Annotated in this window: 12 protein-coding genes; 3 read left to right on the top strand and 9 right to left on the bottom strand. The window is 37.6% G+C overall.

The genetic code is table 11. The annotated features are described in order from the left end of the window. Together F3J23_RS06685 and F3J23_RS06680 are read right to left on the bottom strand one after the other, a co-directional pair. Window positions 1–429 carry a rhodanese-like domain-containing protein gene (locus tag F3J23_RS06685; protein ID WP_167025999.1) on the bottom strand — a complete coding sequence of 143 codons (429 nt, stop codon included), beginning with the start codon at window positions 427–429 and terminating at the stop codon, window positions 1–3. Between the two features lie 62 nt (window positions 430–491). Next, complete coding sequence (locus tag F3J23_RS06680) at window positions 492–776, bottom strand: hypothetical protein (protein ID WP_167025996.1); 285 nt, start codon at window positions 774–776, stop codon at window positions 492–494. Window positions 777–931: 155 nt separating this feature from the next. Here F3J23_RS06680 and F3J23_RS06675 point away from each other — a divergent pair, with 155 nt between their 5' ends. The 3 genes from F3J23_RS06675 to F3J23_RS06665 all read left to right on the top strand — a co-directional run bounded on the left by F3J23_RS06675 (window position 932) and on the right by F3J23_RS06665 (window position 5456). Then, a complete protein-coding gene (locus F3J23_RS06675) occupies window positions 932–2593 on the top strand; it encodes an FAD-binding dehydrogenase (RefSeq protein ID WP_167025993.1) in 1662 nt (553 codons plus the stop codon). A 12-nt stretch (window positions 2594–2605) separates the two neighbouring features. Beyond that, complete coding sequence (locus F3J23_RS06670) at window positions 2606–3409, top strand: SDR family oxidoreductase (protein ID WP_167025990.1); 804 nt, start codon at window positions 2606–2608, stop codon at window positions 3407–3409. Between the two features lie 157 nt (window positions 3410–3566). After that, window positions 3567–5456 carry a M1 family metallopeptidase gene (locus F3J23_RS06665; protein WP_167025988.1) on the top strand — a complete coding sequence of 630 codons (1890 nt, stop codon included), beginning with the start codon at window positions 3567–3569 and terminating at the stop codon, window positions 5454–5456. Window positions 5457–5532: 76 nt separating this feature from the next. Here F3J23_RS06665 and F3J23_RS06660 read toward each other — a convergent pair whose 3' ends face one another. From F3J23_RS06660 to F3J23_RS06630, 7 genes are all read right to left on the bottom strand, one after another. After that, the gene (locus F3J23_RS06660) at window positions 5533–7086 is read right to left on the bottom strand and encodes a hypothetical protein (protein WP_167025985.1); all 1554 of its coding nucleotides are present in this window, start codon (window positions 7084–7086) and stop codon (window positions 5533–5535) included. Between the two features lie 175 nt (window positions 7087–7261). Next, a complete protein-coding gene (locus F3J23_RS06655; protein ID WP_228455278.1) occupies window positions 7262–8032 on the bottom strand; it encodes a phosphatase PAP2 family protein in 771 nt (256 codons plus the stop codon). A 65-nt stretch (window positions 8033–8097) separates the two neighbouring features. After that, window positions 8098–10518 carry a TonB-dependent receptor domain-containing protein gene (locus F3J23_RS06650; protein ID WP_167025979.1) on the bottom strand — a complete coding sequence of 807 codons (2421 nt, stop codon included), beginning with the start codon at window positions 10516–10518 and terminating at the stop codon, window positions 8098–8100. Between the two features lie 54 nt (window positions 10519–10572). Continuing rightward, window positions 10573–11328, bottom strand: a complete 756-nt coding sequence (locus F3J23_RS06645; protein ID WP_167025976.1) for a hypothetical protein — start codon at window positions 11326–11328, stop codon at window positions 10573–10575. Window positions 11329–11481: 153 nt separating this feature from the next. Then, a complete protein-coding gene (locus tag F3J23_RS06640; protein WP_167025973.1) occupies window positions 11482–12516 on the bottom strand; it encodes a sulfite exporter TauE/SafE family protein in 1035 nt (344 codons plus the stop codon). A gap of 96 nt (window positions 12517–12612) precedes the next feature. Continuing rightward, window positions 12613–13899 (bottom strand): sensor histidine kinase, encoded by a 1287-nt coding sequence (locus F3J23_RS06635; RefSeq protein ID WP_167025970.1) that lies wholly within the window; start codon window positions 13897–13899, stop codon window positions 12613–12615. A gap of 98 nt (window positions 13900–13997) precedes the next feature. Next, on the bottom strand, window positions 13998–14672 hold the full coding sequence (locus F3J23_RS06630; RefSeq protein ID WP_167025967.1) for a response regulator transcription factor: 675 nt from the start codon (window positions 14670–14672) through the stop codon (window positions 13998–14000). Window positions 14673–14680: the final 8 nt, after the last annotated feature.

Genomic DNA, 14680 nt, shown 5'->3' with positions numbered 1-14680 from the left:
TTAATCATTTGTTGGATAATCTTTGTCTAGCCAGTCAGTTTTTATGTTTTTCGGAAGATTCAGAAGCTTAGCATTCTTAAAGCCCATTTCCATCAGTAATCCGAATGCCGGACGTATATTCGGACATTTTACAAACGGACAGCATCCGCAATAAATCACAATTTCTTTATCCTTAGGTACATTTTTAAGATAATTTCTTAATTTTTCCAGATTTTCGGGCTCATGAGTAGGTCCTATGTCTACTGAACCTTTGATGATGGCCTCAGGCCCCACTGAAATGATCACCAGATCTTTTACTTTATTCTTCACAATTCTGGAAGCCAGCAGCGCGGGATCCATCAGCTGGCTGTCTTTCCATGGATCTTGTTTCTGCTGTGCCTGACTGAAAATGGAGCAGACAAAGCAAACCATAATAAACAAATACTTCATACTTCTATTTTTCACAAATATAAAAATGTTTTGATGAGGTATCTGTACTGAAGGCGGGAAAATTAGCTGTTATCGCGAAAATCAGTTTTTTTTGGCGTTATATGGAGCACATTTGAGGCTCCGGGTTCTATGACCAATCGTGTTCCTGCTAACATTTCCTCTTCTCTGCTTTGCATAGCTGATCCGGTAACCAGAGTTAATTTTCCCTGGAAGACAGGATGCAGTGGTTCCAGCGAAATTTCAATTTCCTCTTCCTCAAGCTCTATGATAATAAATTCTGCATCAATGAGCTCACGTGTTCCGTCTTTTGACACAGCAAAAGCCCGATATTTACTGGTTTCTTTCATTATTTTGTTTTGTGTGGAAGGTAAAACTATAAATAAATTCTTAAAGAAGCGTTTTAAAATGATGTAATATTGAATATTTTACTGGTTTATATTCGTTTGACTTTAAATATTTTATACATTTATAGTAAGTATCATTCAATATAAATCCTTTAAAAATGGAAGAAAATTTCCAGCCTGATGCAATTATTATAGGAACCGGATTGGCAGGGCTCACTGCTGCAATGGAAATTACCAACGTCGGAAAAAAAGTCTTGCTGTTAGACCAAGAGACTGAACAGAATATTGGTGGACAGGCATTCTGGTCATTCGGAGGTTTGTTTCTGATCAATTCACCCCAACAGCGAAGAATGGGAATCAAGGACTCTTATGAGCTTGCTCTGCAAGATTGGAAAGGTACGGCAGGCTTTGATCGTAAAGAAGATTACTGGCCTCGTCAATGGGCGGAAGCCTATCTGAAATTTGCGGCCGGTGAGAAGTACAATTATATTTCAAAACTGGGAATCAAGCTCATGTTTATGGTGGGCTGGGCTGAGCGCGGTGACGGATCTGCTGCAGGTCACGGAAATTCAGTGCCTCGTTTTCATGTCAGTTGGGGAACCGGAACCGGAGTTGTAAAACCATTTGTAGAAAAAGCATATCAGGCTAAAGAAAAAGGGCTTTTGCAGATGAAATTCAGACATAGGGTAACAGACCTCATCATAGAAAACGGAAAGATAAAAGGCGTTAAAGGAGATATTCTTGAAAACGATAACAAAGAAAGAGGAGCTGCTACAAACCGGAATATAATTTCTCAATTTGAATACAGTGTTCCAAATATTATCATAGCTTCCGGAGGAATTGGTGCCAATCATGATCTGGTACGGAAAAACTGGCCTGAAAGGCTTGGAAAAGCTCCTGAAGATATGGTGTGCGGAGTGCCTGCTTATGTAGATGGTAAAATGATCGGAATTGCAGAAAGTTCCGGCGCTGATATCATCAATCGTGACAGAATGTGGCATTATACGGAGGGATTACAGAACTGGGATCCGATCTGGCCAAATCATGGGATCAGAATATTGCCGGGGCCTTCTTCTCTTTGGTTTGATGCTAAAGGAAAGCGTCTCCCCGCTCCTTTTCTCCCTGGATTTGATACATTAGGAACTTTAAAATATATACAGGAAACAGGATATTCTTATTCATGGTTTATTCTTACCCAAAAGATTATTAAGAAAGAATTTGCACTTTCAGGTTCAGAGCAGAATCCGGATATCACCAATAAAGATTATCCTTTGTTTCTGAAAAGAATATTTGGCAAAAAAGCTCCCGGGCCGGTAGAAGCATTTAAAGAATACGGAAAAGATTTTATCGTATCAGATAATCTGGAAGATCTGGTCTATAGAATGAATGAACTATCCGGTGATAACCTTTTAGATTATGAAAAAATAAAATCTCAGATCGAAGCCCGCGACAGAGAATTAGACAATAAGTTTTCAAAAGATACCCAGGTAAATTATATAAGAAGTACACGCAATTATCTTGGTGACAAATTAGGACGTGTTGCCGCTCCGCATAAAATATTGGCCCCGGAAAACGGACCTTTGATCGCTGTAAGACTTAATATCCTAACCCGTAAAACTTTAGGCGGAATAAAAACTAATCTTAACGGACAGGTTTTAAGAGAAGACGACAGCATTATTGAAGGATTGTACGCTGCAGGCGAGGCAGCAGGCTTCGGAGGCGGCGGAATGCACGGATATCGTGCTCTGGAAGGAACTTTCCTTGGCGGATGTATTTTTTCCGGAATGAAAGCAGGAAAATATATTGCCGGTCTAAAATAAAAATTGAATAGTATGAGCAGTTATTTTGATGATAAAGTCATTTGGATTACAGGAGCATCATCAGGAATCGGAGAAGCATTGGTGAATGAATTGGCAGCAAATAGTAAAGCCAGAATCATTCTTTCTTCACGGAAGGAAAACCAGCTTTACACCGTGGCTGAAAATGCAGGATTGAGCTCTGAACGGTACTCGGTAGTTCCTATGGATCTTGCAAATTATAAAGATATGCCTGGGATTGCCTCTAAAGCCATAGAAAAATTCGGGAAGGTTGATATTCTTATTAATAATGCGGGATTGTCTCAACGTTCTTTGGCTCTGGAAACAGATATAGAGGTAGATAAACGCCTTATGGATATTGATTATATAGGAACCGTTGCCCTAACGAAAGCAGTCATTCCTCATATGATAAAAAATGGAGGGGGCCAGATTGCTGTTGTCTCCAGTCTGATGGGAATATTCGGAGCACCAATGCGCAGTGGTTATGCTGCCGCGAAACATGCTTTACATGGTTTTTTTGATGCTGTAAGAGCAGAACTATACGATAAGAATATAGATATTACTATTATTTGTCCGGGATTTATTCAAACTAATATTTCGATTCATGCAGTTATCGGAGACGGTTCATCACAAGGTACCATGGATGATGCCACGCAAAAAGGAATGCCAGCCGATGTTTTTGCTAAAAAAATGCTTAATGCCATCAGAAAAAAGAAAAATCAAAAGGCAATTGGTGGTAAAGAAGTAATGGGAGCCTACCTTAAAAGATTTTTTCCCGGATTATTGGCGAAGATTGTACGGAAGGCAAAAGTCGTATAACGTATAAATAGAGATAATGAATACAGCTAAAACAAAGGGTTCTTTCTAAATATCTATTTTAATTTTAAACTTAAAAAGTAGTATTCTGTAACATTTTCCGTTTTTATTCTTCTAATAATGAAAAGAATAAAGTAATAACCTGTAAAAATATTTTTCCATGAGACCCATAGTTACTCTTTTTGCTTTATGTTGTTTTCATTTTTTTGATATTGCCTTGGGACAAAAACTTCCGATGCCTAAATTGCTTGAGGATTCCTATGTAAAAGAACAACGGAGTCCGGACGGAAAACCAGGGGTTAAATACTGGCAGAACAAAGGAAAATATAAAATTAATATTACCGTTAAGCCTCCATCCAAAAAAATTGAAGGTTATGAAACCATAACCTATTATAACAACAGTCCTGATGTTTTAGAAAAAATAGGATTAAAGCTCATATTGAATGTGCATAAGCCGGGAGCACCAAGAGCCTTTGGTTCGGAATCCGAAAAGCTTTCAAAAGGAATCCAGATCCATAATATAAGTATTGACGGAAAAAAAGCAGACTGGAAAAATGAAGAGGATGTTTTCACCAGTACCATGATTCCCCTTCCCAGAAAACTAATTCCTGGAGATTCTGTAAAGCTGAATATAAACTGGCAATATGATATATCCCCTGCTATAGACAGCAGAGAAGGAAGCCTTAATCCGACAAGTTTTATTCTTGCTTATTTCTATCCTAAAATAGCTGTATATGATGACTATCAGGGGTGGGACCAGATGCAGTTTGTTGATCTGCAGGAATTTTACAGTGATTTTAATGATTATGAAGTCAGCATTAATGTTCCTAAAAACTTTATTGTGCTGGGAACAGGAGATTTTCTTAATCCTTCAGAAAATCTTTCTCAGCAGGCCTTATTAAAATATAATAAATCTTATAATACGGAGTCTGTAATCAATATAGCGACGGCAGCAGAAATGAAGTCAGGAAAGATTACCCGTCAAAAAATATTGAATACATGGCGCTTTTCTTCCCAAAATATTGCAGATGTTGCTTATCTGATCACAGATCGGTACAACTGGGATGCCTCAAGTATGTCTTTGAAAGCTGTGAATGGGAAAAACATAAGTGTTCAGTCCGCCTACCCAAATGAAGCGAAAGATTTTAAGCAAATGGTAGGATTTACAAAAAATACCATTTCATGGCTTCATTCCTATTTACCTAAACTCAATTTTCCATTTGAAAAAATGACGGTTTTTCAGGGAACCTATGGCATGGAATATCCCATGATGGCCAATGTGGAAACAGATGAAGATCCTAATTTTACAAGGTATGTTGCCGAACATGAAATAGCACATATGTATTTACCCTTTATGGCAGGAATTAATGAAACCCGATACGGATTTATGGATGAAGGCTGGGCTACTTTTGCTGAGACCCTACTGACACGGTATGATCTTCAGAATAAAAAAGCAGCCGATTCCATGATTTATAAATATCGTATCAATAAGTGGATGAAGGCTAAAAATGGTCTTTTCAATATTCCTATTATTACTCCTTCCGATGTACTTACAGGTGATCTGGTAAGGGTAAACCAGTATGGAAAGACAGCACTCGGGTTTCTGGTACTGCAGGATCTTCTGAGCCCGGACGTTTTTGCGGACTGCCTGCAGGAATTTTTGCTAAGATGGAAAGGAAAACACCCTACACCATGGGATATGTTTAACAGTTTCAATGATATAAGCCACCAGGATTTAAACTGGTTTTGGCATCGTTGGTTCTTTACCGGCAATTATGCAGATATTGGAGTCAGTAAGATAGAGAGATCCGGAAACAATAATACGATTCACTTAACCAATAAAGGAGGAATGCCTTTGTCCGGAGATCTTAAGATAAAATACTCGGATAATACTGAGGAAGTGATTCATTTCAAGGCAGATCTATGGAAAGAAGATCCGGATCACGGGAAGATCGTTAAGGAGTCCGGTATTTTGATTCATAGTATTTCAGTCATTCCGGAGCTGTCGGCAGATGCTAATATGGAAGATAATCAATTAGAGAATAAATAATATCCGGTTAAAAAAAGCACCATTCAATAGTAAAATTAAATGGTGCCCATAAGTTGTAATGAAGATTAAAAGACAATCAATAAAGAGATAATTTCTTTTTTATTATTTTTTTAGAAGTATTGATGACTATTAGCACAATAGACTGTTGGAAAGCACTCGTGCTGATGGAAATATTATTTTCAGAACTCGACAATTGGTGCAGCAGCCTTCCGTCCAGCCCGTATATCTCAATTTGCTTTACTCCCTTTACATCCTTTATATCTATGGTTTTTTGTAATGAATTGTAAAATACACTTTCTTTTTCCAATGATCGATCAGATGCATGGAGTACCAAATCCGAATTGCTAATTACGTTATAAGTATTGAACCAATTGTTTCCGAGGTACTCCGGCAGAGATGCCAAACCAAAAAGCATGGTGGAAAAATCTATCGCCTGTATATAAGATGCTCTCAGGGCAGTATTATTTTGGCGGTATCTCCAAAGTACTTTTTTGGATGGATCTGAAGCCAAACTGTAAACAGCAGGACCTGTACCATTACCATATAAACTAAGCAAATTAGCTTTACTTTGAGGATATACCGGAATAAAACCCGCTATAATATGAGGAGATATAATTCGGTTGGGATTATTTTCTACAGCATCAGCAGAATATCCTCCACCAGGGATATCTCCTGCTCCCACACCCCATTCGTATGCATTAAAACCAAGATTTTGCGCGTATAATTTATCACTATTCAAAGCATTCGTAAAATAGTTCATATAAGCGGTATTATTTTTATAATAATTGCAGAAATAATAGGTGAATTGAGGAATAAAACTGGACAGCCAGTGCTGACCGTCTGACAAGGTCTCATGTCCCCAGTAATTGACACGTGAAACAGGGGCTGTAACCGGATCTGCAAAATAAGTATTCCAAAATGTTTGAGATGCTGCATAACCGGGATTGCTGGAACTCGCATTTTTAGCCAGCCAGGAAACCAATATGTATTCGTTAAAAGGAATAGTAGGAGCACTTCCATTGCCATTCTGATCAAGAATCATATAGATCTGATTAGCACCAATTGCTTTGGTATAATCCATTCCGTTAAGAAGGGTGTTAGCCTTTGAAACAATTGAAGGATTGGAAGCAAAATAATTTTTACAGTAGATAATTCCCATGGCAAAAATCGCATTATCAATTGTACTGTATTCACTGGACCATTCCTGGTTTCCGGTAGTATAATCAAAATATCGGTAAAATAAGCCTGCAGAATTTGTTTTTCCTGCATTTTTAAAATCAATAAATGTCTGAAGCGTTGTGTTAACAAGATCTGCAGCATTGGTTTCCCAGTTGGTCTGGTCTCCGGTTTGCTGATACATGGCATCCGCAATGCAAAGTGAGATCAAGCCTATCCCGTTGGCTACAATAGCTGCGGGTTTATCTCCTGCTCCATTTAATGCTAAGGCATCAAGATAAATACCGTTCGGCTTTCGAATGTCTTTATACAATTTGTATGAATTTTGAAATAAAGAAGTAATCGTAGGATCTGCAATCTGAGCCTTTACAAAAGAGCTCGAAGCAATCAGAATAGAAGTAAAAAGAAATAGGACCTTGAGCCTTACTCTTACTAAAAATCGATTTGTTTTCATAATATTTGGTGTGGTGTTCTTTGTGGTGTAGACTGAAGTATGCTAATATATAATTTAGCCACATCAAAGATAGCCTAATTCTATTTCCAAACAAAAAACATTTTTTCCATAAAAAACAGCTTACCAAAGCAAGCTGTTAAATGTATTGATCTGTAAAAGAACTTTTTGCTTATAATTAAAAATTCTTCACCAATCCTATTCCTACCGTTTTATTTTGATAAAAAGGCATCACCATTGTTGAGGATAATGTGTTCTTTCCCTTTTTACCACGCAGCAGATTATCGATTTTTGGGAAAAGCCAGTAAGCAAGCTCTGTAGAAAGAATTCCAAATCCTGCACCTGCCACTACATCTCCCAGCCAGTGCTTATCATTCAGCATTCTGTAAACACCTGTGAAAATAGCAAAAGGATATCCGGAGATACTTAACCAGAAGTTGGTGTCTTTATATTCCCTGAACATAAACTGGGCAGAGGAAAATGCCGTAGCCGCATGTCCCGATGGAAAAGATAATGTATTGGACCCGTCCGGCCTTTGTTCCTTAACAAGGTATTTCAAAGGCATGGTAAATGCTGCTGCAATAAGTTGTGACGAGGCATAAATAATAGTACGGTCTCTCAGGTTGTGCTTCCCTTTAATCCCGATTGCATTAAGTCCGTACACAATTGCTGCAGGCGCATACTGAGTATAATTATCCAGTTTTATGCGGGCAGGCTGATGCTCGTTGATTTCAGTTCTGGTTGAATTATTAAGCCGTTTCAGATTATCCATTGATAATCCGGCAACTCCATATCCTATAAATACAGCTGGGATAATCAGACTTTTATAATTCAGCTTGTTTTTCTGAATACTGGCCGTTGTTACACTGTCCTGTATCGGTTCCCGAACAGCAACAGAGTCATTCGTGTTCTGTGCATTCATCCTGCCTAGGGCTGAACTTAGAATCATTATATAAATCAGCGTTTTTTGAAAGTGCGTTTTCATCCTAAATTACATTTATAATTTTCAATTTTTTAAAATTTATAGCTGTAGCCCAATCTTACGACCTGGGTTTCATAATATTCATTGCTGGTGTAAGCGAATCCCATTCCCTGAATTGATTTTTTAATGACCATCGTATTCAGCAAATCCGAGGCGTTCAGAAACAGTTCCCCTTTCCCTTTCTGGATGGCTTTTTTAATTCCTAAATCCATTGAAAATCTTGATTTTATTTTCCCCTGCGGAACAATATCTGGAGCCAGATACACAAGAGTACATTGTGCATCTAATCCCTTGGCAAAATGAAATACGTTATTCATTTTTATATTCCCTGAAACAGCGGTTTGTTGGGCAGCTGAGAAAACATTGGGTTGAGGATACAGATTTTGTACAGAAAATGCATCAATTTGATTACGGTAAAGATTTCCGTTGATATTAAAGGAATAAACACCGGATATCTTTTGATTCCAGATTGCTTCCAATCCCGTGTTGTAGCTTTTTCCTGCATTCTGGAATATGGCATAAATAAGCGTGCTTCCGGGAACAATGCTCGATATTCTGGTAATAGTTCCGTTAGCAAAACGATGGTATAAAGCAGAATACAGATAACCATTATCCCAGTTATATTTATAGCCCAGCTCAACAGAATTGGTGAATTGAGGACGCAGCGCAGGATTTCCTACTTTAATGATCTCTGCATCATCATATTTTGGAAAAATTCTGATATCTACTTCATTAGGACGGTCTACCCTTCTGTTGTAAAATACAGAGAATTTATTACGGTCGTCAAGCTTATAAGCCAGCCTGAAGTTGGGAAAAGGCTGTGTGTAATTATATCCGTCACTTTTATAAGTAGGATGATTAGGGTTCACATCATATTCAATTCTTACATATTCCAGTCTGAGTCCCAGTTCTGCTTCCCATTTTTCATTTTCGAAAACATAATTTCCATACACGGCAGGGATAAACTCCTTATAATCTGCTTTTCCTCCGGCAGAAACATCAAGAACAGAGTTTGCTCCCGGAATAAAATTCATATTGGTAGGAATGCTTCTGTTTCTAAGCTTAATACCAGTCTCTATTCTACCGTATTTTAAAGGTTTTACATAATCAACATTGAAATCATAAACCTGCTCATCAGACAACAATTTAAAAGCATCGGTTCCCGTGGAAGCCGGAAGATAGTTATCGTAGAAATATTTTTCATCCTCTCTGTGAAAAGTATAGTTGAAGCCCACGTTCAATACATGGCCGGCTTCTTTGAATTTATGCTGATAAGAGGCTGTTCCCATAACGGTAGTTTTCAGCTCATCTTCCAGAAACTGCCAAAGACGGAGGCGTTGAGAAAAATCTCCGTTGAAGAATGGCTGATCGCCACGGTCTATAATCTTTTCACTTCCATACATTCCTGAGATGGTTAATGTATTCTGCGGATCAATATTCCAGTCTATTCCCGCTTTTGTGGTAAAGAAATTGGTATTTCTGTTTCTTTTCAGCTGTGAATTGATTATGGTTCCGTCATCATAAGTACGCGTTACAAATTCATTCTTATTAAGCGTTTCAGTATATAGATTATCGGCCTGTAAAAAGATATTGACTTTGTTTTTTCTGTAATTAAGAGATAATGAAGGATTTATTTTCGGTGTTAATGTATATTGAGGTCTTATTGTCGGAAGATTTTCCTTTCTTACCCAAAGTGATCCTAAACCTGTTGTAAACCCTGCTTTTCCGTTCCATCCGTTCTGTTTATTTTTTTTCATGATGATGTTGATGATTCCCGCATTTCCGTTCGCATCATATTTTGAGGAAGGATTGTTGATGATCTCAATTTTATCAATAGCAGAAGCCGGGATATTATCCAGTCCTGTCTGGCTTCCAAACCCCGTAAGAGCAGTTTGTTTACCGTCAATCAATACCGTAACCTTATCATTTCCTCTTAATTGTACTTTTCCGTCCTGTACAGTGATTCCGGGAAGATTTTGCATGCTCTGCAGTACCGATCCGCCGCTTTGGCTGATGTTATCCGCTACAGAATAAGTTTTCTTATCAAGACGATTATCTATTTCATTCTTTTTGGAAGCGGTAATGGTAATGGCTTCTATTTTTGTCTCATTTTCCTGTTTCTGAATCAGCTCAATGACTGGGATTTCGAGAAATTCAGAAAGGCTTCCTATAAAAACGGGCTGTATCTGTGAATGATACCCGGAAATTGAGGTTTCCAGAAGATAATGATCCGGCTTTATACCGGTAAGGGAAAACCTTCCATCTTCATTGGTAATAGTTCCTGCTACAAATGCGCTGTCTTTTTCTTTTTTTAAAATAATATTGGCATAAGGTAACGCGGCCTTGTCTTTGGTAAGAACCCTTCCTGATGCCGTTACAGAGCTTGTCTGCGCCGAAGCCAGAGAAGAAATTATCACACATGTCGGGAAAAATAACAGTTTTGTCCTATTCATTCTATTGAGTCTTTATTTTCTTAAAAAAATTTCTTTATTATAGTTGAAGTATGATTATTCGTTTTGAAAAGGCAGTTCTTTGCGATGCTTTCTTTGTGAAATGAAAATCATCAGAACCATCAGTACAAGTGAGATCAGAGAAGCATTAAGTGTTCCGAGATCCAAGCCGCCTTTGGCCAGTGGTTTTGTTAAAAGGTCTCCGAATGTAGCCCCAAATGGTCTGGTAAAAACAAAGGCAATCCAAAACAGCAGAACATGGTTGATTTTTGTGAAATAATGGAGTGTAATAACCACTAATATAATCAGTCCGGTAATCAGGGCACCGGTGAGATATCCCAGTCCTAAATTATCACTCAGGAAGTCTCCGAATGCCGTTCCCAGGCTATTTGAAAAAAGAATGGCTGTCCAGTAATAAAATTCTTTATTTTTCTCAACAATCGGATACACTTCAAGGTTCCCATACTTTTTGTACCATAAAAACAATGAAATCAACAGTCCGGAAAGCAGGATCAGGCTGCCGACAAGGTATCCGGTTTTTAACGTCCGGTCAATAAAATCGGAAATTTCTGTTCCTAAAGTTGTTGTCCCTATGATGACCATCCAATATACCGCCGGAATGTATTTTTTTACACTAAGCTGTACAGATAAAATAACCACGAAAAATACCAGAGTAACCAAAATACCTACAACATATCCCAGATTGAGTGTCATGGAAATAAAATCTCCAAGTGTTTCCCCTAATGTTGTGGCTACAATTTTCATAAGCCAGAAAAGTATAGTGACGGCTGCTACTTTGTTTACTGTTCTCATTGTATTTCTAGATTTCTTATTTTATCTCTCACAGATCATGGACTTTACTCCAATTTTTTAGATATCTGCAGCATTTATGAAATCAGCAAGAGCTTTATTATTAAATCTTTGATTTCTTATGCCCTTGCGCATTACCTGCAAACTATCAATTGATTACACCTTAAACTTCGTCAGTACATTATTTTTGTAACAATAAAATTCATGAGTGATCTTCTTTCCGAAAACGTATACCTTTTCGATCTGAACCTCATCATAATGATCCATCAGGCTGTGGTATTTCTCTTTAAGGCTTCCGGACAAATCTTCCGGTGATACGGTTTTCTCAAACTCAATCCCTTTATTCGCTTTGTATTCAAGAACCATTTTAGTATTTCTCCAGGACATGGAATACACTTTTTTGTGCTGTGTAGATGAATTGCTTACTACAATCTGATCCTGTTGAATAATTTTACCGGAAGTTCCTGTAAATAAAGTAATCCCGGATATAACCATTGCACCGTAACCTATTTTCTTGAACAGATTCTCACTAAGATGCGGAAGAATATATTTAACGGTATACGATGATACAATCGCACCTACTGCAATGGCAATTCCCAGCCATAATGCGGTTCCTGAATATAATCCTAATGAAATGTAGATGATAAGTTTGATAAGGTGAAGAAAAACTTCATTGGCAGCCCTCGTTGCTACGATTTCTTCTTTCTTAAGTCCGAATTTTAAATAAAAACGGTTGAAAAGAAGACCTACAGCACCGGTAATTCCTGAGATAAAGCCTGCAGAAAACCCAATGAGGGCCAATGCGGATTTCGGATATTCTTTATCTGTTTCTTCAGATTTATTTTTGGATGCAAAAAGCTGCGGGAGATTAGCTATAAGGAATAAAGCAACAATCAGCTGCAGATAATTCGGATTTACATATTTAATCAGATAAGCCCCCAGTAATACAGCCGGAATCGAAAATGGAACAAACCACAAAAATATTTTCCAGTTGATATGTTTTTTGAATACGGCAATTCGGGATGCTGAACTTGTAAAAGTACCAATGGTAAGGGAAAAAGGTACCAGAGATGTTGGAAGCAGCAGATTCAGTATCGGAATCAAAATAAGACTTGCACCGCCTCCACAAATAGCGCTGATCCAGAATGCAAGGATTGTTCCTGCCAGTAAAAGGACAATTTTTAAAATCATTTCTAAATAAAATTTATACCTCAGTATGTTTTCAATACAAAGGTGCAATCTGATTTAGAAGAAATTTTGAATTGCCGGAACCCCGCTGTTTTTTAACTATAAATTAACACTGAAAATATGATGATTATTTTCAAATCTATAGCCGATAGTCCAGTGATGGAATTTACATATTTCCTGTATAATAGATAACCCCAGGCCGCTTCCGCTGTTGTCTGTGGAAAGCTTTGAAAATCTTTTGAACAGAAGATCAGGGTTCAGGGGTGCTGTTCCTGAATTGGAGATTTCAAACACAGAATCCGTGAGATTAATAGCGATTGAACCTCCGGGAGCAGTATGACGAATGGCATTGATGATAAGATTGTTGATCAGTATTTCCGTAAGAATGCTGTTTCCTCCTACTTTTACATCATCTGAAATCGCTTCCTCAACAGAAATATTTTTCTGCTCAAAATGCTCCTCAAGAATGTCAATACTCTGATGAAGCAGATGATTAAACTGAATAATTTCAGAATTATCAAACTGGTTATTATCAATTTTTGCCAGTAACAAAAGGTTTTTATTAATTCTGGAACTTCTTGTTAATGCTTTATTCATATCCTCTGCAAGCCTGTACTGCTTTTCTGTGAGATCCTGATCCTGAAGCAAAAGATCAAGTTTGTTTTTAATGATAGCAAGCGGTGTCTGCAGCTCGTGAGAAGCATTTTCCGTAAACTCCTTCTGGGTTTTGTAGGTTGATACGTTGCGCTCTATCAGCTTATAAAGAGAATGATTCAATTCTTCAAATTCTGTAGTATCGGTAGCAGGAAATTCAATTTTATTCTGGCTGTTGAGATTAAATGTCTTCAACTGATCCAAAGTACTTCTGAACGGTTTCCAGATGGATGAAGAAAGTTTTCTGTTCAGATATAAAAGCCCAACCACAATCATAACAAAGAAAAATATAGTGATCATAGCAATTACTGCAATGGTTTCGTGAGATTCTTCAATATTAGTCTGTATCGTAAAAAGATAAGGCTTGTTATGAATATATACCACTTTTTTTAAACATCTGTATCGTTCCTTTTTCTTTTCCGAGATAAACGGAAGATGCTTTTCGTAGGTATAAACCGTATCTTTTTTAACTTCTTCAGCAGAAATTCTCTCAATATTTGTTTCAGGCTGTATATGATTCCACAGTGTAAGGCTTTTTTCCAAAGCCTCATCCGAAAGCTTCAGATGATTGAACTCATAAGCCGTTTTCTCCACAATAATCTGATTATGCTCGTCCAGTTCGCTCTTCCAGATGGTATCCACTACAAAATAATACACAGGAATACTGATCATCAATACAATAAGTACGTAGATGAGAAATGGTTTTGTAGTTTTGGTTAAAAGAGGCTTCAAAATAATGATGAATTATGAGGGTTTAAGACTTAAAGTTCGTAATTTAAAGTTTAATGATCTCTATGGTCACAGTTTTTATTTTTCAACCAGCAACCATTCTATCCTTCCCATTTATATCCTGTTCCATAAACTGTTTTCAGATAATGTCCACATCCGGCATCGTAGAGTTTTTTCTTAAGGTTCTTTACATGGGCATATACAAAATCATGATTATCAAGCATATCAGCAAAGTCTCCGGAAAGATGTTCGGCCAGCGTACTTTTAGAGATTACCTTATTTTTGTTTCCGATGAAATAAATTAAGAGGTCAAATTCTTTCTTTGTCAGTGAAATTGTTTCATTGTTCACAGCTACTGTTTTCGCCAAAAGATCGATCTGCAATTCGTTCTGAATGATCACATTGGAACTGCTGAACTGTTTTCTTCGGATAATGGAATATACCCTTGCCATAAGTTCTGAAAGGTGAAAAGGCTTGGTCAGATAATCATCAGCTCCCAGCTTCAGCCCTTCAATTTTATCATCCAGGGCATTTTTCGCAGAAATAATAATTACACCATCCTGTTTTTGAAGCTTTTTCAATTCTTCCAGCAGTTTAAGTCCGTTTCCGTCCGGAAGCATGATATCCAATAAAATACAGTCATAGTCAAATGTTTCAATTTTATCCATGGCATCCGTAAATGTGCCGGCAGATTCACAGAGGTAATTTTCTCCGGACAAATATTCGGAAATACTTTTGGCAAGCTCAGCTTCGTCCTCAACGATTAGAATTTTCATGCGATAAA

It is taken from the genome of Chryseobacterium sp. Tr-659 (genome assembly GCF_011752975.1).
Taxonomy (GTDB): Bacteria; Bacteroidota; Bacteroidia; order Flavobacteriales; family Weeksellaceae; genus Chryseobacterium.
This window is presented reverse-complemented; position numbering and strand designations above follow the sequence as displayed.